Source organism: Pectobacterium sp. CHL-2024 (assembly GCF_044751765.1).
Lineage (GTDB): Bacteria > Pseudomonadota > Gammaproteobacteria > Enterobacterales > Enterobacteriaceae > Pectobacterium > Pectobacterium brasiliense.
Genome location: NZ_JBIXKO010000008.1, coordinates 189,309 through 210,991, shown reverse-complemented (window position 1 = coordinate 210,991; position 21,683 = coordinate 189,309). Strand labels below are relative to the sequence as shown.

The window sequence follows — 21,683 nt, the reverse complement described above, 5'->3', positions numbered from 1 at the left end:
CCTGCAGTTACCGATTTTACATCTTGCTGAAAAATGCCTTGTTCAACCGGGAGCGTCCATATATGGCGCAAACGCTTTACTCTTCTATTCCGTTACTCCCGTTTTCATTCGGTAAATAGGTTTGTCAACAGTCTGACAGGAATCTGCGGGTTCCAACCTCATCAGCAAACATGTCTCTTTAACTTCATCCGCCTTTACAAGCACCATCGTAACGCAGTAAAGTCGCCACCTTTTTTTATGGCATGGGGCACGACGATGTTTATCGGTTTTGACTACGGTACAGCCAACTGTTCAGTGGCGGTTATGGATGAAGGTACGCCACGGCTCCTGTCGCTGGAAAATGGCTCGCCTTATCTTTCTTCCCTGCTGTGCGCGCCCGTGCGCGAAGCGGTTAGCGAGTGGTTATGGCGACACCATCAGGTCAATGCTGAAGGTGAAAATGCGCTGCTGCTGAAGCGCGCCATCAGTTACAACCGCGAGGAAGATATTCGCGTGCAGGCTGATAGCGTGAAATTCGGACGTGATGCGTTGCGCCACTATATGGATGACCCGGAAGAGACGTGGTTCGTTAAATCACCGAAGTCTTTCCTCGGTGCCGTCGGGCTGAAAGCCCAGCAGATTGCGCTGTTTGAGGATCTGGTCTGTTCCATGATGCTGCACATCCGCACGCAGGCGGAAAGCCAGCTTGACCAGCCTATTCGTCAGGCCGTCATCGGTCGCCCGATTAACTTTCAAAGCATCGGCGGCGAAGAAGCCAACCAGCAGGCGCAAGGCATTTTAGACCGTGCGGCACACCGTGCCGGGTTTGAAGATGTCGTTTTTCAGTTTGAACCCGTCGCCGCCGGGCTGGATTTCGAATCCACGCTGACGAAAGAAACGCGCGTGCTGGTCGTGGATATCGGCGGCGGCACCACCGACTGCTCCATGCTGCTGATGGGCCCAGAATGGCATAAGCAGCAAGAACGTTCGCAAAGCCTGTTAGGACACAGCGGCTGCCGCGTTGGCGGTAACGATCTGGACATCATGCTCGCGTTCAAACAGCTGATGCCGCTGCTTGGCATGAATAGCGAGACAGAAAAAGGCATCGCTCTGCCGATCATGACCTGGTGGAATGCGGTCGCGATTAACGATATTCCGGCGCAAAAAGAGTTTCACAGCACCGCCAGCCGCGCGTTAATCAACGAAATGATCCGCGATGCCCGTCAGCCCGAGCTGGTGAAAAGACTGCTGACCGTCTGGCAACAGCGTCTGAGCTACCGTCTGATTCAATTAGCGGAAGAGAGTAAAATTGCGCTGTCCAATCAATCGGAAACGGCAGCTGATTTGCACTTTATCGAATCAGGTCTGGCAACGCGCATTCATGCTGATGAACTCAATGCCGCCATCGATAATCCGCTCATGCGTATTCAGCAGCAGGTGACGCTGGCGCTAGAAACCAGTCAAACCCGGCCGGAAGTGATCTACCTGACTGGCGGTAGCGCACGTTCTCCCCTGCTGCGTCAGACTATTCAGCAACTGCTTCCTGATATTCCTATCGCCAGCGGCAACGATTTTGGCTCCGTTACAGCCGGACTGGCGCGCTGGGCAGAGATTATTTTCCGCCGTTAAGCCAAAGACGGGACGCCAACCACGCGTCTCGTCAGGCTATTCTTTTGATCGCTACCGTGGCTCGACTAACAGCCCACGCAACAGCAATTCCAACGCGGCAACGCCTTGTGCCAGCCGCGCATTTCCATCCTCTCCGTCCGCTATCCAGAACGCCGCCTCAGCCAAACTGCCGTAGATTAACGATGCCAGCGCCTGTGGATCGGCATCAGCCACCACGCCCTGCCGGATAAGGTTGTCGATCAGCCGCTGCATCGACTCAACGCAATGGCGTTGTGAATCCGGCGACGCCCCCCCCAGAACCGCCCGCGCATCACGCAGCACGATACGCTGAATCTCCGGCTCCAGCGCCATTTCCAGATAAGCGCGGCAGCGATGCCGAAAACCGTCCCAGGCATCCTCAGCGGTGTCGGAGATAACTTGCAGCCGTTCATCCATCTCGGCGTCAATCTGCTCCACCACCGCCGCCAACAGCCCTTTTTTGTCACCGAAATGGTGATAAAGCGCACCACGAGTCAGGCTCGCCTGTGCGGTGAGATCGTCCATTGAGGTGTCGGCATAGCCGCGCTCGCTAAAGACCTTACGGGCAGTCGCCAGCAGCGTAGCGCGGGTTTCTTCCATTTCAGCACGGGTACGACGAACCATCGGCACATCCTTACATACACATCGTATGATTATTTACATTCATCCCGTATGAATATATGCTTTTATTCATACGCTCTGTATGTATTGTCGCTGTGTCGCCACGTGGTGGCAAGTGGATTCACTTTGGAGAATGAGATGGTTAACCCTTATCGAGAACTTTTCGCCGCGCCAGGTACCAGAAGCTTTGCACTGGCTGGCCTGTTGGCGCGGATTCCGCTGCCCATGACGGGCATTGGCATTATCACCATGCTGTCGCAACTGCGCGGTAACTATGCACTGGCGGGGGCTGTCTCCGCCACTTTTGTGTTGACCTACGCACTGCTGTCACCGCAGATTTCCCGTCTGGTCGATCGCCACGGGCAAGGCCGCGTACTGCCGATGGCAACCACCGTCAGCGCGATCGGCATGTTGCTTCTGCTCGCCAGCACCTGGTGGCAAGCGCCTGACTGGAGCTTATTCATCGGTGCCTTGCTGGCCGGTTTCATGCCCAGCATGTCCGCGATGGTAAGAGCACGCTGGACGGCAATCTATCGCGGCCAGCCTCGCTTGCAGACCGCCTACTCATTGGAAACCGTGCTCGATGAAGTCACTTTTATCGCCGGACCACCGCTGGCTGTCGGGCTGTCCGTCGCGGTGTTTCCTCAGGCTGGCCCGCTGGCCGCGGCGCTCTTGCTGATTATTGGCGTGTTTGCGTTGGTGACGACACAGCGCGGCACCGAACCGCCGGTAGAAGCATGGGATGTCCGCACAGATCGTTCGGGCTCGGTGATCAAACAAGCAAACGTGTGTTTGCTGGCGCTGTTGATGGTCGCGATGGGCGTTATCGTCGGAACCGTGGATATCGTCAGCGTCGCCTTCGCTGAGCAGTATGGTCAGCCAGCGGCGGCCAGTCTGGTGTTGTCGGCTTATGCGGTCGGTTCATGCCTGGCTGGGCTGGTGTTCGGCGCTCTCAAGCTGCGAACCGCATTGCACCAACTGTTATTGCTGGGCGGTTTAGCAACGGCAGTCACCACGTTGCCTCTGCTGCTGGTTGGCAGTATTCCCGCGCTGGCTGCGGCCGTGCTGATCGCCGGGCTGTTCTTCGCCCCCACCATGATCGTGGCGATGTCGCTGGTCGAACGTCTGGTGCCCGAGCACCGTCTGACCGAGGGCATGACCTGGCTGCTGGCGGGGCTGAATGTCGGCGTGGCGCTGGGCGCAGCGGTATCAGGCTACGTCGTTGATGACAGCGGTGCCCGAGCCGGATTTGCCGTTGCGCTATGCGCTGGCGTGTTGGTGCTGCTGGTTGCGCTGTGGGGATACCAACGCCTACGGACGACGCCTTCTCCTCTTCCCCATACCGTTTGACGGTTACACATCGCCTGCTTCCCCCTGTTAAGGACTGAACCATGAACACGTCTTCCTCTATCCCTATGGGTGTTGCTGCACAGCATTCCTGGCTGGCCGTTGTCGCCGTCGGCCTTGCAACCTTCTCTGTCGTCACGACGGAAATGCTTCCAGTCGGCTTGCTAACACCGATTGCCGAGACGCTACATACTTCTACCGGAACCGCCGGCCTGATGATTTCACTCCCCGCGCTGCTGGCTGCGCTATTCGCCCCGCTGGTGGTGATCGCATCCGGCGGCATGGATAGACGCAGGATCCTATGCGGACTGCTGACGCTGCTGGTTATCGCCAACATTGCTTCGGCACTGGCACCAGACATCGGCTGGATGCTGGCTGCGCGCGTGCTGGTCGGTTTCTGCATGGGCGGTATCTGGGCGATTGCCGGTGGTCTGGCGGCCCGACTCGTTCCCGAGCACGCCATCGGTCTGGCAACATCCATCATTTTTGGTGGTGTCGCAGCGGCATCCGTGCTGGGTGTGCCGTTCGGCGCACTGATCGGCGATCTCGCCGGGTGGCGCTGGGCCTTCGGCTGCATGGCCGTATTTAGCGGGCTAGTGCTCGTGCTTCACCTCGCGGTTATTCCTGCCTTGCCCGTTGCCCATTCCGTCACCGTGCGCCAGTTCGGTGAGCAGTTGAGCAACCGTAAGCTACAAATCGGGCTAATCCTGACGTTGTTGCTGGTGGCCGGACACTTCATGGCCTTTACCTTCGTTCGGCCGCTGCTGCTATCGGTATCGGGATTCGATGCACGATGGATCGGTGCACTGCTGTTCGCCTATGGCATAGCAGGCATCGTCGGTAATTTTCTGGCGGGCATCATCGCCGCGCGGCGCACGGCGTTCACCTTGATAGTCATCGCGGTGGGGCTGCTGTTGACTCCGGTACTATTCCTGACCATCGGCGGTTCGCATTTCGGCGGCGGCGTGGCGCTGCTCGTCTGGGGACTGGCCTACGGCGGCGTGTCCGTCGGTTTGATGACATGGATGATGAAGGCCGTCCCGCGCGCCGTGGAGATCGCCTCCGCGCTGTATGTCGGCATTTTCAATGTTGGCATCGCGCTCGGATCGTGGGTCGGTGGTCAAGCCGTGGATAGTTCAGGCCCGATCGCGACACTTTGGCTCGCGGGGGGATTCGCTGCGACCGCCTTGCTGCTATCCCTTAGCATGAAGCTAACCGAAAGCAGGAAGATCCTATAAGCAGAAAGAACAGAGAATGAAAAAACCGCGAGCACCTTCTTCAGGTGTCTCGCGGTTTTTAGAGAGGTGTCGGCGCAAACCGTAGACGTTAAAGGTCAGTTAACTCTGCTGATTCAGGATTAATTGCCCGTTTCGGTCTACTGGAATTTGTGTACCAGGATCGCGATCCATGCGGATTTTACCCTGCTGGTCGCCGATTTTATAAGTGACATCATAACCCAGAACTTTTTGTGATTTGTCGTACACCGTCTGACAGCGCTGTTGCTGCGTCGTGTACGTATCATTTTCCTGCATGCCGCTTTGTACACGGTTACCGGCATAACCACCTGCCAACGCGCCCGCTACCGTCGCGATATCTTTACCGCGTCCGCCACCAATCTGGTGACCCAGAACACCACCCGCTACGGCACCCAGTACCGAGCCAGCAATCTGGTTTTCATCCTGTACCGGACGACGATGCGTCACGCTCACGTTACGGCACTCCTGACGAGGCGTTTTGACCGTTTCTTTAATTGGTGTTGCTGTTAGCACCTGTGCAAACTGAGGTTTAGAGGAAAATACATCCATACTCGCCACCGCCGCCACACCCAATGCAGCAGCCACACCAATACCTACACCCGCTAACATTGATTTGTTCACAGGATACCTCCCGAATCTATTCTCACGCATTCCCCACCTGCAACCCTGTCGTAAATCTTGTTTTACGCCAGCTCGCGTTTAACGCGATGAATCCGGTGGTTCCTTCTGAATATCAGCATTCAGAATTTTTGGCGTGCGTGCTACGCCATCTGTAAACAGTGGAAAGTCTGCACAATGTTTCGCACTCTCGCAATAAGACTAATTGACCAAAAGTGTCAGATTCGTAACATAAAAGCGTCATTTGGGAATTATCTTAACTGGAATTGGTAATAGGACGATATTTTATACTGCCATATCAGCGAAGTAGCCTATCGCACTACGGCTCAGAAACAGGGGGTTGTGAGTAGATTGACGGAAAGAGAGGGCTACTGAGTAAGAATAAGATAGTCGCTGGCAGAAAAGAATACGGGCATGAAATTGCGTTCATGCCCGTATCAGAAAGAGGTCAGCAAAGATGGATTAATGCAGCTTCAGACGCGGTCGAATCACCCGGTTGATCCCACCGACCAGCATCATCAGGCCTGTTTTAACATAGCCATGCAGAGCAACCTGGTGCATGCGGTACAGGGAGATATACACGAAACGTGCAATCCGTCCTTCTACCATTACGGAGCCCCGCATCAGGTTCCCCATCAGGCTGCCAACCGTACTGAATTTAGACAGCGAAACCAACGAACCGTGATCTTTATAGACGTAAGGCTTCAGCGTTTGCCCGTTCAGCAATGCGATGATATTGCTGTGGCAACGTGATGCCATCTGGTGAGCGGCCTGCGCGCGCGGTGGTACAAAACCGCCGCCTTCCTGCGGGCAGGAGGCGCAGTCGCCAATGGCGAAAATGTTGGGATCGCGCGTCGTCTGCAACGTCGGCTCAACCACTAACTGATTAATCCGGTTCGTTTCCAGACCCGCAATCTCTTTCATCGCATCCGGTGCCTTGATACCCGCCGCCCAAACCATCAGATCGGCTTCGATAAATTCACCGTCCTTGGTATTCAGACCGCCACTTTCTGCGCTGGTCACCATGGTTTTCGTCAGCACACGGACGCCAATATTGTTCAGTTCCTGATGTGCAGCCGCTGAAATACGCGGCGGCAGCGCAGGCAGAATACGTTCGCCCGCTTCCACCAGTGTCACATTCAGCGTTTGGTTATCCAGCCCGTCAAAGCCGTAGCTGTGCAGCTGTTTCACCGCGTTATGCAGCTCCGCAGACAGTTCGACGCCTGTCGCGCCGCCGCCCACAATCGCGATGTTCACGCGCTCTTTTTCTTCCTGATTTGCCGTGAATTTCAGGAACAAATTCAGCATTTCATTATGGAAACGGCGGGCTTGTTTCGGGTTATCCAGGAAAATACAGTGATCTTTCACGCCCGGCGTACCAAAGTCATTTGAGGTACTGCCTAATGCCACCACCAAAATGTCATACGGGATACGACGCGCGGCAACCAGCACATCGCCTTGCTCGTCACACACTTCAGCCAGTTGAATCTGCTGCGCTTCACGATCGATATCCGTCAGCATGCCCAGTTGGAACTGGAAATAGTGATTGCGGGCGTGCGCCAGATAGCTCAGCGCATCCATATCGTCGTCTAGCGAGCCTGTCGCCACCTCGTGCAGCAGCGGTTTCCACAGGTGGCTATGGTTACGATCCACCAGCGTAATCTCCGCTTTTTTCTTGCGTCCTAACTTGTGGCCCAAACTCGTTGCGAGTTCAAGTCCGCCAGCTCCCCCGCCGACAATGACAATTTTTTTGGTTGGTGATGTCAAAATGACCCCCTAAAATGTGAACCAATCGTTAATAAAGAGTAAAAAATAATATCCTTATATAACATAGGGTTCGCGTAAGTTAAGCCTGATATCTGCTGCAAGAATAGCACGCTAGGTTATTTGGTCATACCAAAATTGATATATATCAATTTATTTTGTCAGGCAGGTTTTTAGCGAGAAAATTCCATCTTTATTTCAGTGAATTAGCAGAAATCCGCGCGAAGAGAAAATGCTGAATCGTGTGCATCTGCGGCGCTGGATGAACTAAGGAAAGTAAATAAATTGCGTCATTCCTCCTGTTCCCCCTCAAACAAGGGTATCAGAAGGAACGACAGCCGCGATGAACAGGTCATCGCTAACGCAGGGTTAACCGAGCGTTTTGAAGGCTTTTATTCGCTGTAAATGGGGGGAGATGCTTTTGAATTTATGCGTCTGAATATCATCCCAGACGATCTCGTAATACGCTCCCAACGTCTGCGCGCTACGCTGGCTGTCGAGCATTTCATCCTGACGGGAAAGCATCACCATGCAGCGATCGCGGTTCTTTTCACGAAAGTTCGCCACGCACTTCGTGGCGATATCCAGATACTCTTCTGGGCGATCGATTTTCCCGCACATGTTTTCCTGCGGGAAAAGGTTAGGATTAACGATGACTTGTCGTATATCACACAGGAAACCGACGCGTTCGGCCCAGAAGCCCCCCAACCCCACGCCACAGATCAGCGGACGATCGTCATCAGACTGCTGAATCGTCTTATCCACCTGCTTTAGCAGATGTTGCATATCATGACGCGGATGCAACGTGCTGTAGCTAATCAATCGTACATCTTCATCAATAAACTGAAGCTGTAGGACCTTTTCATGGTTGCCGGGGCTTGTCGAGTCAAAACCGTGTAAATAGATAATCATCTTTCATCCTCACCGCAGACTAAGTTGCCTATTTCTCGCCATTTTTATGCGCCTGCCAGCGCTCGCTGAGCAATGTGAGCGCCTGATTCGCCTGCTTCCAGCGTGGCGAATCCAGCAGTTCCCGACGAGAAAACGAACCCTGATGATATAAGCGCGTCAGTTGATCCGCTTTGACCGGGGACAGGTTATCCAGCACGCTGACCGCCCCTTCACGATGATTGCAAACTAGAATCATGTCACATCCTGCCTGCAACGCCGCCTGCGCCCGTTCGGGATAACTGCCCATCACAGCGGCACCTTCCATCGAGAGATCGTCGGAGAAAATGATGCCATCAAAACCCAGCTCTTCACGCAGCACCGTTTTGAGCCAATAGGGTGAACCACTGGCTGGATGCGGATCGGCCTCCGTATAAATCACGTGGGCAGGCATGATGGCATCCAACTGCTGGCGCTGGATCAGTTCTTTAAAAATTAGCATGTCGTGTGCGCGAATTTCTGCAAGCGGACGCGGATCGCGCGGAGTTTCTTTATGTGAATCGGCGCTGACCGCACCGTGGCCGGGGAAATGCTTACCCGTGACCTTCATACCCGCGCTGTGCATGCCGCGAATAAAACTCTGCGCTACGGCCAGCGCCGTCTCTGGATTGGCATGGAATGAACGCTCACCAATCGCTGCGCTCTGGTGGCCGATATCCAGCACTGGCGCAAAGCTAATATCGATATCCATGGCGATCATTTCTGCCGCCATCAGCCAGCCGCCCTCTTCCGCCAAACGCAGGGCTTCTGACTCGCTGTTTAATGCCGCGAACGCCTGCGCGGCAGGCAGACGAGTAAACCCGTCACGAAAACGCTGAACCCGTCCGCCTTCCTGATCCACGGACACCACAAGGCGCTCGCGCGACGCCGCGCGGATTTGACGCACTAATTCACGTAACTGCGCCGCATCATGAAAATTACGGGTAAACAGAATCACGCCGCCAACCAGCGGATGTTCCAGCACTTCACGATCTTCTGCATCCAGCTCATAGCTGGCAACGTCTAACATTACCGGACCCACAAAAACCTCATTCTTTAAAGTGTACTGCTTAATGAAACGATCTTTACCACACAAGCCATACCGTCAGCCTGGCTATAGCCGATAGCATGACTATAGCCAATGATATTGTTGTAGCCGATGATAGAGCGCGGGAATTTCCGCTAAAAATTCAGGGTTCTTCGTTTGCTGCCAGCGAACCTCAAACCACATCAATACCAGATAATCGACCCAGGGGAACCACTGCATCATCTGTTGCTGGAGGCGGCTCACGGAAAACCCTCGCCGATGTCGCTGGTAGCTCTGTAGAAAATGCGTTTGCGCCATGCTGTCCATCTGACTGGCTCGCACAATGAACGCCAGTTCAAAGGCAATATCACCATCTGAGGCATATTCCCAGTCAATCAGCATCGTTTCTTGTGGGGTAATCAGCAGGTTTTCAGCATGCACATCGAGGTGGAGAGGCGCTAGCGCCAAGGGCGTGGGTAGCGCCGCACGCTGAAAATAATGGTGGGCACGCAATAACGCGGGCGAACGGCGGCGCGGATCCATCAACTGCCAGTGCTGCGCGAAGAGCACTTTGAGATCGAGAGGATGACCGCTACGCGGCTGGCGATGAAGCTGAGACAACAGGCGAGCCACTTCGCCATTAGCCAGCATCATCAGGAACTCATCAGAAGTGGCAATGCGCCCCGGTACCCACTCAACAATCAGCCAGCCGTCACGCCACAGTCGCGGCCGTGGCGCAAGACCTATCGCCGACATCTGCCGCAGCAAGGCGAATTCGCGCTGGCGATCGACGCCCATTTTCCGCTCGGTTGGCGACTGCCGACGCGCAAGCCATTCGATGTCCGGCCCACGGATACGCCAGCTTTTACTACTCAGGCCCCCCACCAGCTCAAAGCGAATATCCGCCATCTCCACAGCTGGGAAATGCTTCTGGATAGTCGCAGTCAGCTGCTGCTGGATGCCTGCCTGCTTAATGCTGAACGGCGCCATTACCTGACCACACAATTTCACCGGTCTGCACCAGCATCAGTTGCATGTCGAGTTGCGGCGATTTCACATCACCACTGACGTCGCTGTACAGCACATACTGCGCGCTGACATAACGTGCCAGACCAATCGCCTTGCTGCGCGATCCTAAGCTGTCATCAACCGACAGACCCAACGTTTGTTTCGCGGCAGCCAACTGCTCACGCGGCACCAGCGTAAACGCTTTACCGGAGGATAACGCGCTGTACAGCGCCCCTGTCGCTTTCGCTATCGGCAGTGAGCCGTTGGTGTTGTTTTTCACGCTATCCACCAGCAGGATACTGCCCGGCGTGACGCCATCGGCTTTCAGCATTTGCGCCACCAGCGGATTAATGCTGGCTTCCCAGTTCAACGTCTGGATTTTTGGCGGTTGCGGTACAGATTCACCCGGCGGCGGCGTTGGCGTAGTCGGCACTTGCGGCTCAACGGGCTCAATCGTCGCAGGCGGTTCGGTCGGTTCCGGCGGATGGCTGGGGCACCCTGTCAGTACCAATGTCGCCAGCATCACCCCTAGATACTTTTTCATATATTCTCTCTCTGCACACCATTACAAAAACAGATGAAGACGGACCTGACGCGCATTGGGACTGCTGCGCGTGGAAAAAACCGTCATTTCCGTCTGTGGCGGGATTTCAATGGACTGTACCTCTTCAAAAGGCAGCACATCCAGCCCGTTTTCATCATACCAATAGAAACGGTAATGCACGGTCACCGCGTGTGAAGCGTCGTTGCTGACAGCGGAAGACGCGCGCAGCCGGCCATTTTCTGAATCCAGCGACGGGTTCCCCGCGGTAATACCGGCCGATAGCACCGGTGCATCTAGTACCAGCGTTTGCCGTTCATTGATGGTCAGTACTTTTGGCGCGCTACAGCCCGCCAGCAGCCCAACCATCAAACACGCGGACAGAAAAAGCATCGGGTTACGCATGATGTTCTCGCATGATGGTTTTCTCGCGCGATAGTCTAACCACGACTATCGAACCTGGTTCTATAGGGTCTGGTTTTATAAGATCTAGTTCGCCAGCAAAGGCCCTAATGCGCGACCACCCAGCAAATGCATATGGATGTGATAAACCTCCTGCCCGCCGTGTCGGTTGCAGTTAATGATCAGGCGATAGCCGTCTTCTGCAATACCTTCCTGCTGCGCAATTTTACCCGCGACCGTCACCATACGTCCCAGCGCAGCTTCATGCTCGGGGGCCGTGTCGTTAACGGTCGGGATCAAGACGTTCGGGATGATCAGAATATGGGTTGGCGTGCGAGGCGCGATGTCACGGAAGGCGGTGACCAGTTCATCCTGATACACGATATCGGCAGGAATTTCCCGGCGGATGATTTTACTAAAAATGGTTTCTTCAGCCATGATTGATTTCCTTGTTAAAGCTGGCGTTGAACGACGTCATGTAGGCAGTATGAGTGACATATTCCATTTCTTTCAACCTTCTTCGTCTATTTCTGGTGCGGGTGGTTAAAATACGACTCCCAGTAAAAACCAGAAATACGCCAGCCTTTTCCCGAAAATAGCGGCGCTACCGCCCCTGCGGTAAGGATTTCGCATCATCCATCGAAAATTCGTGTGTGGGCCTTCCCATCAATTAAGAGACCGCTGCGTTCTCACCAGCATCAGCAACAGGATGCAAACCAGCAGCGCAGCAATCAGGTTGTAGAGCATTCCCGCCACAAAGGCTGAAACGTATTGGCCCGCTTGTGCAACTGCGTCATCGCCTGTCGCCAGTGCAGTACCAAACAGAATGCCCACCACGGCCACACCCAGCGCCGCCCCAACCTGCTGAACCGTCGAGATCACGCCCGATGCCATACCCGCCTGAACCTCATCCACAAAGCCCAACACCAGATTCAACAGCGGCGTCATGATGAAGCCCTGACCTGCCCCGACCACCACCAACACAGGGATCAGCCGAACGGCCACCAGATCGGCCCCCGCTAGCTGAACCTGCATAATCAACAGGCCGATCGAGACAGCATAAACCAGCGCCCCCGCGACGATAGCAACCGTGCCCCAGCGGGCAACCAGACGAGGTGCAGCCAGCGATGCCAGAACGAAACCCACGCTGCACGGCGCGAAAATACTGCCTGCAAGGAAAGGATCAAGTCCCAGCCCTGTTTGCACCAGCAAAGCAAAACACAGGAAAAATGAGCTGGATGTGGAATACACCAGCAGCACCAGCAACACGCCCAGCAGGAAACGGCGCTGTAGGAGCAGACGCATATCCACCAGCGGAAGATACCCCGCTCGCTGTCGACGTTCCTGCTGACGGTAAAACATCGCTAACAAGAGCGTTGCGGTGGCCAACATCCACAGGCTCCATGCTGGCCACCCTTGTCCCGGCCCTTCAATCAGCGGCACCAGCAGCAGCGTCAGCCCAACGCTGACCAACGCTACACCCATCCAGTCCAGCGAAGGGCGCTGCGGCGTCCGGGACTCAGGAATAAATCGTGCAGCCGCGATAGCCAGCAGGCCAATGGGTACATTGATAAGAAAGATACTGCGCCAGCCCAGCCCGAATAGATTGGCATGCACCAGCCATCCCCCCAGTATCTGACCCGCGATAGCAGCGAGCCCCAGCGTCATTCCCAGAAGACCGAAGGCACAGCGACTATCGTCACCGTCGAAATTGACGCGAATAGAGGCATAAACCTGTGGAAACAGTAAAGCGGCCGCAAGTCCCTGCAAAATGCGAGCACCGATCAGAAACCCCGCACTGGGCGCTAAACCACACAGCGCAGAGGCGAGCGTAAACCCGGCCATGCCCACCACAAACAGACGACGTCGACCAAATACATCCCCCAGCCGCCCGCCCGTAATCAGCAGTACGCCGAAAGCCAGTTCATAACCCGCTACGATGAAACCAATTTGCGCGAAGCTAGCACCCAGATCGGCCTGCATGCTGGGAATCGCGACATTGACCACGAACAGGTCGAAGATCGTGACAAAACCGGCCATCAGCAGCACAGAGAGGCCAAGCCATGGCGGGCTGTTGACGGCTGGCGCAGGCAATGCCGACGCGCGATAGTTTGAGTTCATCTTGTGTCTCCTTGCATATCGAGAAGTTGCGTATCGAAAATAATGACGCCGCCATTCTCAAATCCTTTTTAAACAATTACAATTTAACTACTTATGCTATTACTAAAAGCAATGCGGTAAACGATGCGAACACTGGAAAGAACTCGCCACGATCTGGCTGCATTTTTGCGTGCGCGCCGTGAACGGGTGTCACCCGCCGACGTGGGCTTGCCTAGCGGAGGAAGACGGCGCACGCCGGGGCTGAGACGCGAAGAAGTGGCGGCATTGGCTGGCGTTGGCCTGACGTGGTACACCTGGCTCGAACAGGGACGTGATATCGGTGTGTCGGCGGCATTTCTGGACAGTCTGGCGCGAGTGCTAAAACTCGATGCCGCTGAACGTCGTCATCTGTTCCTGCTGGCGCATGAGCGACCGCCTGCCGAACCGGGTAAGACGTGGTGCGTCGTGCCGCCGCTGGTACGGCGTCTAATGCACGATCTGGCTCCGCATCCGGCCTATATCCTCAATCTGCGCTGGGATGTGCTGACCTTCAATGAATCGGCGAATCAGCTTTTCAGCTTCGACGCCCATCCTTCCGAAAGACGTAATCTGCTCTGGCTCTTGTTCACCGACCCGTTACTGCATGAGCGATTCATCGGCTGGGAGCAACAGGCTCCACAGATGCTGTCGAGTTTTCGCCGCGATTTCGCACGTGCGACGCAGGAAGCGGACATTCATGAACTGGTGGACGAGCTGGAGCGGGTATCGCCAGATTTCAAAACGTGGTGGCGGCAGCATGAGGTACACGCTCCGTGCAGCGGCGTGCGGCAACTGATGATCGACGGCAAGGCTGAAGCTTTCGAACATACTTCGCTAACCATCGATGAAGATCGCCATCTGCGTCTGGTGGTTTACGCCCGGCAGTCTCAGGAAGAGGAATAAGGCGGTTCTGACCATAAAAAAAGGGGCTTTCGCCCCTTTTTACCACTCCCCAACAACACATCAGTGGTTACGGATGTAGTCGTCCATGTCGGTTTTCAGGTTATCGGATTTGGTACCGAAAATAGCCTGAACACCGGAACCTGCCACAACCACACCTGCTGCGCCCAGTTTTTTCAGGCCAGCCTGATCAACTTTAGCCACATCGCCTACGCTAACACGCAGACGGGTGATGCACGCATCCAGGTTAGTGATGTTTTCTTTACCACCAAATGCGCTAACCAGTGCGGCAGCCATTTCAGTGCTGTCCTGTGAGGTTTGCTCAGAGGCGCTATCTTCACGGCCTGGCGTTTTCAGATTCAGTTTGGCAATCAGAACGCGGAAAATGGTGTAGTAAATCAGCGCATAGCACAGACCCACAATCGGGAACAGCCACAGGTTGCTACCGTTGCCGCTCAGTACCACGAAGTCGATCAGACCGTGAGAGAAGCTTGTGCCATCACGCATGCCCAACAGGATACAGATTGGGAATGCCAGACCCGCCAGAATCGCATGGATCACATACAGAATCGGCGCAACAAACATGAAGGAGAACTCAATTGGCTCAGTAATACCCGTCAGGAACGAGGTCAGCGCCGCAGAGATCATGATGCCGCCCACTTTCGCGCGGTTTTCTGGCTTCGCTGAATGCCAGATAGCAATAGCAGCAGCTGGCAAGCCGTACATTTTAAACAAGAAACCGCCGGACAGTTTACCCGCAGTCGGGTCACCCGCGATGTAACGTGGGATATCACCGTGGAAAACCTGACCCGCCGCATTGGTGAATTCACCAACCTGCATTTGGAAAGGTACGTTCCAGATATGGTGCAGACCAAACGGAACCAGAGAGCGTTCAACGACCCCATAAATACCGAATGCCAACATCGGGTTCTCATTCGCAGCCCAATGTGAAAACGTTTGGATAGCGCTACCGACCGGTGGCCAGATGAAAGACAGCACAGCACCGGTAATGATCGCCGTCAGGCCGGAAATAATCGGCACAAAACGTTTACCGGCAAAGAAGCCCAGATACTCAGGCAACTGAATGCGGTAGAAACGGTTAAACATATACGCGGCAATCGCACCGGCAATGATCCCGCCCAGAACACCGGTATCCGCCAGATGCTTCGCCGTAATCTCGGCAGCCGGTAGATTAAGAACCAGCGGTGCAATCGCGGCCATGGTTTTGACCATGATGCCATAAGCCACCACCGCCGCCAGTGCGGAAACACCGTCGTTATTAGTGAAGCCCAGGGCAACACCAATAGCAAAAATCAACGGCATGTTGGCAAACACCGAGTCACCGGCCTGTGCCATGACGCTGGAGACAATTTCAGGCAACCAGCTAAAATTGGCCGAACCGACACCCAGCAGGATACCTGCGATAGGGAGTACGGATACGGGCAGCATTAGCGACTTACCTACTTTTTGCAGGTTTGCGAATGCATTCTTGAACATAATTGAGTGTGCTCCTGAGTAATAGTGCTTTTACTTCTGATACTTCATATAAGCAAAGACGGGGAGGATGGCCTTTGCGAGTTGGGGTGTCTTAGCCCCCTTTAATTTTTACGCAGAGTAAAATAAATAGCGTTCACAATGTTTGATTGCTATCACGTTTCCACAAGCCAGCAGGCTGAGATCGAACAGATATTGCACTTTTCTGTGATATATCGCTAAAAAACACGTCCCCCTGAAGAGGAAAAACCTAATCAAGGGGATGATGAAGCGCTATTAATTACACGGATAAAAAAAACTCGGCTATTTTCAGCCACTATTGCGCGGCGGTCAACCGAGCCGGATCGATGTGAAACAGGCGGGAGAAGTTTTCTGTCGTGGCGGCAGCGAGGGTTTCCAACGATGTGCCTTTCAGTACAGCGAGATATTCTGCTACATCGCGTACGTATGCGGGCTGGTTTTCCTGACCTCGGTACGGAACCGGCGCGAGCCAAGGGGAATCCGTCTCAATCAGCATCCGATCCAGCGGCACATAACGCGCGACGTCACGCAGTTCTTCTGCATTGCGGAACGTGACGATCCCAGAAAACGAGATATAGAACCCCATGTCCAGCAGCGCTTTTGCCGTGATCAAATCTTCCGTAAAACAGTGCAGAACGCCGCTGCATTTCTCCGCCTGCTCGTCACGTAGAATGGCCAACGTATCTTCACGGGCAGCACGCGTATGCACGATGACTGGTTTGTTCAGGTCATTTCCTATACGAATGTGTTCGCGAAACGACGCTTGCTGCTGGGCTTTCGTCTCCTGCTGATAGAAATAGTCCAGACCCGTTTCCCCCATTGCCACCACACGGCTGGCGCTGGCTAGTTCACGCAGCTCGGCATAATCATAAGGGGCTTCCTGATTGAGCGGATGAACGCCGCAGGAAAAGGCCACGTTATCGCGCTCGCCGATTAGCTCCACCATGGCACGATAGCCAGGCAGCGTTGTCGCCACCGCCAGAAGGAAACCGACATCACGGCTTTTCGCTTTATCCAGCACGTCGGAGACGTCTTTATGCAATGACTCATAATCCAAACCGTCAAGATGACAGTGGGAATCCACTAACAACATGATATTTACTCGATAGTAATTAAACAGAAAAAGGGGGGATGTCGCGCTTAACCGATGAAGCAAGCGTGCGCTCTCCATCAAGCAGGCGTTCCGTCAGCAGCAGTTCACGATTTACCCCCGTGACGGTCAGCAATTTTTGCCGACAAGCCAGCCACTGTTGCAGCTCATACTGCAAATGTGCGGAAGGTTCGCGCGCCAGACGCTCAACCAGTTCAATCTGATCCTGATTCACTAAATGCTCATTCGCGCCCTGCTGCCATTTCATGGCATCCAGCAGTAGCGCAGCCAACCAGTGAATACGAACATCCGCATCGTCATGATTTAGCTGTGATATCAATGAGAGCTGATCTCGCGAAGTTAGCGCAGCAGAAAACGCCTGACACAGCGCGCTACGCTGTTTCCAACGCTCTGGCTGCAATAACGCCTCGGCGGCTAGCGGCGCGCCCGATTGCAATCTCAATGCCGTGCGCAATGCCTTGCTGTCATGGCGATGGCGAGCATTCAGCCACAGCACGCTCTGCGTCTCATTTGGAACATCCAGATAATGATACAAACAACGGCTGCGCAAAGTAGCCAATAACCGGGCTGGTTCACGGCAGCCAAATAAAAAGAAGGTATTCTGCGGCGGTTCTTCCAGCGTTTTCAGCAGCGCATTGGCGGCAGCCTCTGTCAGTTGCTCAGCGGCAGCCAGCCAGATCACTTTTGCTCCGCCTTGTCGGGAGTGTTGATACACTTTTTCCACGACGTCACGCACGGGATCGACGCCCAGGCTTTGCTTGCCTTTCTCTGGGCTCAGCACATGCCAGTCTGGATGCGTTCCTGCGGTCATCAGGTTACAAGAGTGACACTTGCCGCAGCTTTTCATCCCATCAGGCCGCTGGCAGATCAGCCAACGGCTCAGCGCATAAATCAGCGACTCATCGCCCATGCCCGGCAGCGCATGCAGCAACACCGCATGATGCCCCCTGCCCGCCTGATATTGGCCGATAAGTTGCCGATAGGATGCATTCAGCCACGGATACCAATCCATCAGCCCTGCCCCTGCGCAACAGGCTGCAACCCTTGTTGCTGCAACCATTGCTGTAACGTCGCCTGAATATCCGCACTAACGGCATCAATAGGCTGTGAGGCATCGATCGTCAGGATGCTGTCATCCTCCGCCGCCAGTTCCTGATAGCGGGAACGGGTGCGATCAAAGAAAGCCAGCGACTCTTGCTCAATTCGATCCAGCTCGCCGCGCTGACGCGCGCGCTGCAACCCGATGGCTGGCGGCAAATCAAGATAGAGCGTCAGATCAGGCCGAAAATCACCCAGCACGGTATCGCGCAGTGAGCGGAGAAGTTGCTGATCGATCCCACGTCCACCACCCTGATAAGCCTGTGAAGAGAGATCGTGACGATCGCCGATGACCCAGTTTCCATTCGCCAGCGCCGGTTTGATGACGTTATCCACCAACTGTACTCTGGCCGCGTATAACATCAGGACTTCTGCTTTGTCAGTGACCTTCTCATCGGCTATGCCTTGCTTGATAAGCTCACGCAGTTTCTCTGCCAGCGGCGTACCACCTGGCTCTCGCGTGAACACCACGTCTTTCACACCATGTGACCGCAGCGTTTCCACGACGATATTGCGTGCGGTGGTCTTCCCTGCGCCTTCCAATCCTTCAATGACGATAAATTTACTGTTCATCCCGTTCCTTTAACGCTGAGCGGTATACCCTCACAGCACGATTATGGTCTGCAAGGTTAGTGGTAAAACTGTGTCCACCTTTTCCATCTGCCACAAAATACAGGTATGACGTTTTGGCTGGGTGCGCAGCCGCATCCAATGAGGCTTTCCCCGGCATCGCGATTGGCGTCGGCGGCAAGCCGGAGATGACATAGGTATTGTAAGGCGTCGGCGTATCTAATGCTTTACGGGTTATCACGCCTTTATAGTCATCACCCATGCCATAAATCACTGTAGGGTCAGTCTGCAAGCGCATACCAAGCCGTAAGCGATTGACAAAAACGGAGGCGACCTGAGTACGTTCTTCATTGATCGCCGTTTCTTTTTCAATGATTGACGCCATCGTCAGTAATTCGTCCGGTGTCTTATACGGCAATCCTTCTTCACGCCCTTTCCAGACCTCATCCACCGTTTTTTTCATGCGCTGATGCGCACGCTGCAACAGGGCGATATCGCTCGTACCTGCCGTGTATGAATAGGTATCAGGATAAAACCAGCCTTCCGGGTTCGTCTTATCTTTGATTTCCAACTGGGTGGCGACGTCCTGTTCGGTTTTATCGGCCAGTGAATGCTTGATATAAGGTGCTTGTTGCAGCGTGACCAGCCACTCTTTCAAGCGTGAGCCTTCGACAAAACGGATGGAAAATTGCGCTTCTTTTCCGCTGGACAGCAGCGCCAGCATCTCGCGCACGGTCATGCCCGAAGTAAAGCGATACGTACCCGCTTTGAATTTTGCCAATTCAGGTTCAAAACGCAGCAGCCACGGAAAAAATGTGTCATCAGTAATAATTTTCTGATCGAGAAGCAGCGTTTCCAGCCCTTCTCTTCCCGTACCAGCCGGAAGCGTAAAGATAGTTTCCTTTTCGATAGCCAATGGAGAATCAGCAAAACGCTGCATTTTCTGCCATGCGACCAGTAATATCAGCACAACGGCAGTGATAATCAGCAAACCAATTTTCTTTTTCTTCATAAATCAACCATCTACTAGCAGTCAGGACTTAGAAATTGATAAAGCTCTCGGGAGTGATAACGCCAGATGTGCGCCTGATTTACAGGGACGATCGGCATTAATGCATTGCAAACCAGCACTTCGTCCGCATCGGACAGTGCAGTCAAGGGTTCGCTGACGATCTGTAGCTCGAAATCAGAATCTGCCAGCAAGGCGATAATATGCTGTCGAGCAACACCATCCACTCCTGACTCGGATAAATCCGGCGTATAGACCCGGTGCCCTTTACGCCAGAATAAATTCGCGGCACAGCATTCCACTAGCGTACCAGAAGTGTCAAGCACGAGGGTCTCATCAGCTGAGGTCTGGTCAAGATGCGCGCGGATCAGCACTTGTTCGAGCCGATTCAGATGCTTTATGCCCGCCAGCAGCGGATTTTTCGCTAGCGTCACAGGGCTGAGATTCAGGCTAATACCCTGCTCACGCCAGCCGGCATAGTGCGCAGGATAGCTTAGCGGCATGACGACCCGGGTTGGTTGCGTGCAGCCTTGGGCACTATAGCCACGCCCACCGACACCCCGCGTGAGCATCACTTTCACTACGCCGTCCGTTTGTCCCAGTGCTGCCTGTTTCATTTCAGCGATCAAACTTTCCCAATCAAGCGTAGGAAATAATAAGCGCGTAGCGGCCTGTTGCAGACGCGCGACGTGTCGATCAAGCCAGACAATCTCGCCATCGCATACTCTGGCTGTCGTAAAACAGCCGTCACCGTACTGTGTACCCCGATCGAGTACCGAAAGCTGTTCCTGTAACTGACCATTAATCCACAGCATAATAAGCTCCGCATCATTCATCGTCGTCAGCTTGCCAGCAAAGCGGCGTTGCAGACAAGCAGGCGTGTCTGATTTTACGCAGGCAAAAAAAAACCCGGAGGCCGGGTTTTTTTAAAACGCTATCGCAATCAAACTTTACGGAAGATCAGAGAACCGTTGGTTCCACCGAAGCCGAAAGAGTTGCAGAGTACGTATTCCAGGTTGCTGACCTGACGCGCCTCATGCGGCACGAAATCCAGATCGCAGCCTTCATCTGGATTGTCCAGATTGAGCGTTGGCGGAACAGCCTGATCGCGCAGAGCAAGAATACTGAAAATAGACTCTACCGCGCCTGCCGCACCGAGCAAGTGACCCGTCATGGATTTTGTCGAGCTCACCAGCACCTTGCTGGCGTCTGCACCAAATACGGATTTCACTGCCTGTGTTTCAGCTTTATCACCCGCAGGCGTAGAGGTGCCATGCGCGTTGATATAACCGATCTGGCTCGTTGACAGACCCGCGTCACGGAGCGCGTTTTCCATCGCCAGCGCAGCACCAGAACCGTTCTCCGGCGGAGACGTCATATGATACGCGTCGCTGCTCATGCCAAATCCAACAATTTCTGCATAGATTTTCGCACCGCGCTTTTTCGCGTGTTCATACTCTTCCAGCACCATGAGGCCAGCACCGTCACCCAGTACAAAACCGTCACGATCTTTATCCCACGGACGGCTTGCAGCTTGAGGATCGTCGTTGCGCGTAGACAACGCACGGGCGGCACCAAATCCACCGACGCCCAATGGCGTACTGGCTTTTTCTGCACCACCGGCCAACATCACATCCGCATCGTTGTAAGCAATAATGCGAGCGGCCTGACCAATATTGTGCACGCCAGACGTACAGGCCGTAGCAATAGAGATGCTCGGGCCACGCAGTCCGTACATAATAGTAAGATGCCCAGCCACCATATTGACGATGGTTGACGGCACGAAGAACGGGCTGATTTTACGCGGGCCACCGTTCACCAGCGCAGTATGGTTCTCTTCAATAAGACCCAGACCACCGATGCCGGAACCAATCGCCGCACCAATACGCGGAGCGTTCTCTTCCGTTACTTCCAAACCGGAATCCTGCATGGCCTGAACGCCAGCAGCAACACCGTATTGAATAAAGGCATCCATTTTGCGAGCTTCTTTACGCGAAATGAATTCCTCAGAATTAAAATCCTTTACTAAGCCAGCAAAACGCGTTGCGTAGGCACTAGTATCGAAATGGTCGATCAGGCTGATACCACTCTGACCGGCAAGAAGAGCACTCCAGGTAGACTCAACTGTATTGCCGACAGGAGATAACATGCCCAGTCCGGTCACAACTACTCGACGCTTAGACACGCTTATCCTCCAGGGAGGG

General features: G+C 54.3%; 21 protein-coding genes. 4 read left to right on the top strand and 17 right to left on the bottom strand.

Translation table 11 applies throughout. From position 1 onward, the window contains the following. Window positions 1-255: 255 nt before the first annotated feature. Window positions 256-1,608: a molecular chaperone gene (gene yegD, locus ACIPUG_RS14190; protein WP_206555098.1), complete on the top strand. Its 1,353-nt coding sequence runs from the start codon at window positions 256-258 to the stop codon at window positions 1,606-1,608. Window positions 1,609-1,659: 51 nt separating this feature from the next. On the opposite strand, the gene ACIPUG_RS14185 is transcribed toward yegD, so the two are convergent. Beyond that, window positions 1,660-2,250 carry a TetR/AcrR family transcriptional regulator gene (locus ACIPUG_RS14185; protein WP_014915825.1) on the bottom strand — a complete coding sequence of 197 codons (591 nt, stop codon included), beginning with the start codon at window positions 2,248-2,250 and terminating at the stop codon, window positions 1,660-1,662. A 135-nt stretch (window positions 2,251-2,385) separates the two neighbouring features. On the opposite strand from ACIPUG_RS14185, the gene ACIPUG_RS14180 reads away from it, so the two are divergent. Together ACIPUG_RS14180 and ACIPUG_RS14175 are read left to right on the top strand one after the other, a co-directional pair. Then, a complete protein-coding gene (locus ACIPUG_RS14180; protein WP_400338844.1) occupies window positions 2,386-3,597 on the top strand; it encodes an MFS transporter in 1,212 nt (403 codons plus the stop codon). Window positions 3,598-3,638: 41 nt separating this feature from the next. Next, window positions 3,639-4,832, top strand: coding sequence for an MFS transporter (locus tag ACIPUG_RS14175; RefSeq protein ID WP_400338842.1), 1,194 nt, complete (start codon window positions 3,639-3,641; stop codon window positions 4,830-4,832). A gap of 99 nt (window positions 4,833-4,931) precedes the next feature. On the opposite strand, the gene ACIPUG_RS14170 is transcribed toward ACIPUG_RS14175, so the two are convergent. The 9 genes from ACIPUG_RS14170 to ACIPUG_RS14130 form a co-directional block, all read right to left on the bottom strand. Then, window positions 4,932-5,471 (bottom strand): glycine zipper 2TM domain-containing protein, encoded by a 540-nt coding sequence (locus ACIPUG_RS14170; RefSeq protein ID WP_010297275.1) that lies wholly within the window; start codon window positions 5,469-5,471, stop codon window positions 4,932-4,934. Between the two features lie 459 nt (window positions 5,472-5,930). Beyond that, the gene (locus tag ACIPUG_RS14165; RefSeq protein WP_039499002.1) at window positions 5,931-7,235 is read right to left on the bottom strand and encodes an NAD(P)/FAD-dependent oxidoreductase; all 1,305 of its coding nucleotides are present in this window, start codon (window positions 7,233-7,235) and stop codon (window positions 5,931-5,933) included. Window positions 7,236-7,601: 366 nt separating this feature from the next. Next, window positions 7,602-8,144: an alpha/beta hydrolase YcfP gene (gene ycfP / locus ACIPUG_RS14160; protein ID WP_400338839.1), complete on the bottom strand. Its 543-nt coding sequence runs from the start codon at window positions 8,142-8,144 to the stop codon at window positions 7,602-7,604. A 28-nt stretch (window positions 8,145-8,172) separates the two neighbouring features. Beyond that, window positions 8,173-9,201, bottom strand: a complete 1,029-nt coding sequence (nagZ, locus tag ACIPUG_RS14155) for a beta-N-acetylhexosaminidase (protein WP_071822595.1) — start codon at window positions 9,199-9,201, stop codon at window positions 8,173-8,175. Window positions 9,202-9,291: 90 nt separating this feature from the next. Further along, window positions 9,292-10,176 (bottom strand): thiamine kinase, encoded by an 885-nt coding sequence (gene thiK / locus ACIPUG_RS14150; RefSeq protein WP_400338836.1) that lies wholly within the window; start codon window positions 10,174-10,176, stop codon window positions 9,292-9,294. Beyond that, window positions 10,157-10,738 carry a penicillin-binding protein activator LpoB gene (gene lpoB / locus ACIPUG_RS14145; RefSeq protein WP_014915832.1) on the bottom strand — a complete coding sequence of 194 codons (582 nt, stop codon included), beginning with the start codon at window positions 10,736-10,738 and terminating at the stop codon, window positions 10,157-10,159. Before lpoB ends, thiK begins: the two co-directional genes overlap by 20 nt. A gap of 21 nt (window positions 10,739-10,759) precedes the next feature. Beyond that, complete coding sequence (locus tag ACIPUG_RS14140; protein ID WP_039467971.1) at window positions 10,760-11,140, bottom strand: YcfL family protein; 381 nt, start codon at window positions 11,138-11,140, stop codon at window positions 10,760-10,762. Window positions 11,141-11,224: 84 nt separating this feature from the next. Beyond that, entirely contained in the window at window positions 11,225-11,575 is a 351-nt protein-coding gene (gene hinT / locus ACIPUG_RS14135) for a purine nucleoside phosphoramidase (protein WP_010276226.1), read from the bottom strand. 228 nt (window positions 11,576-11,803) lie between these two features. Next, a complete protein-coding gene (locus ACIPUG_RS14130; RefSeq protein ID WP_400338833.1) occupies window positions 11,804-13,258 on the bottom strand; it encodes an MFS transporter in 1,455 nt (484 codons plus the stop codon). Between the two features lie 123 nt (window positions 13,259-13,381). Here ACIPUG_RS14130 and ACIPUG_RS14125 point away from each other — a divergent pair, with 123 nt between their 5' ends. Next, complete coding sequence (locus tag ACIPUG_RS14125) at window positions 13,382-14,179, top strand: helix-turn-helix transcriptional regulator (RefSeq protein ID WP_039285946.1); 798 nt, start codon at window positions 13,382-13,384, stop codon at window positions 14,177-14,179. A gap of 60 nt (window positions 14,180-14,239) precedes the next feature. Here the strand turns inward: ACIPUG_RS14125 and ptsG are convergent, their stop codons facing one another. The 7 genes from ptsG to fabF all read right to left on the bottom strand — a co-directional run bounded on the left by ptsG (window position 14,240) and on the right by fabF (window position 21,664). Next, on the bottom strand, window positions 14,240-15,673 hold the full coding sequence (gene ptsG / locus ACIPUG_RS14120) for a PTS glucose transporter subunit IIBC (RefSeq protein WP_039279798.1): 1,434 nt from the start codon (window positions 15,671-15,673) through the stop codon (window positions 14,240-14,242). Between the two features lie 313 nt (window positions 15,674-15,986). Then, complete coding sequence (locus ACIPUG_RS14115; RefSeq protein ID WP_039285942.1) at window positions 15,987-16,784, bottom strand: metal-dependent hydrolase; 798 nt, start codon at window positions 16,782-16,784, stop codon at window positions 15,987-15,989. 19 nt (window positions 16,785-16,803) lie between these two features. Beyond that, a complete protein-coding gene (gene holB, locus ACIPUG_RS14110; RefSeq protein WP_400338831.1) occupies window positions 16,804-17,814 on the bottom strand; it encodes a DNA polymerase III subunit delta' in 1,011 nt (336 codons plus the stop codon). Beyond that, window positions 17,814-18,473 carry a dTMP kinase gene (gene tmk / locus ACIPUG_RS14105; protein WP_039505054.1) on the bottom strand — a complete coding sequence of 220 codons (660 nt, stop codon included), beginning with the start codon at window positions 18,471-18,473 and terminating at the stop codon, window positions 17,814-17,816. The genes holB and tmk overlap by 1 nt, the downstream gene beginning before the upstream one ends. Continuing rightward, window positions 18,463-19,482, bottom strand: coding sequence for an endolytic transglycosylase MltG (gene mltG, locus ACIPUG_RS14100; protein ID WP_039515930.1), 1,020 nt, complete (start codon window positions 19,480-19,482; stop codon window positions 18,463-18,465). The genes tmk and mltG overlap by 11 nt, the downstream gene beginning before the upstream one ends. A 14-nt stretch (window positions 19,483-19,496) precedes the next feature. Next, on the bottom strand, window positions 19,497-20,294 hold the full coding sequence (gene pabC / locus ACIPUG_RS14095) for an aminodeoxychorismate lyase (RefSeq protein WP_320721947.1): 798 nt from the start codon (window positions 20,292-20,294) through the stop codon (window positions 19,497-19,499). A 128-nt stretch (window positions 20,295-20,422) separates the two neighbouring features. Then, window positions 20,423-21,664 carry a beta-ketoacyl-ACP synthase II gene (gene fabF / locus ACIPUG_RS14090; protein WP_039467993.1) on the bottom strand — a complete coding sequence of 414 codons (1,242 nt, stop codon included), beginning with the start codon at window positions 21,662-21,664 and terminating at the stop codon, window positions 20,423-20,425. Window positions 21,665-21,683 lie beyond the last annotated feature (19 nt).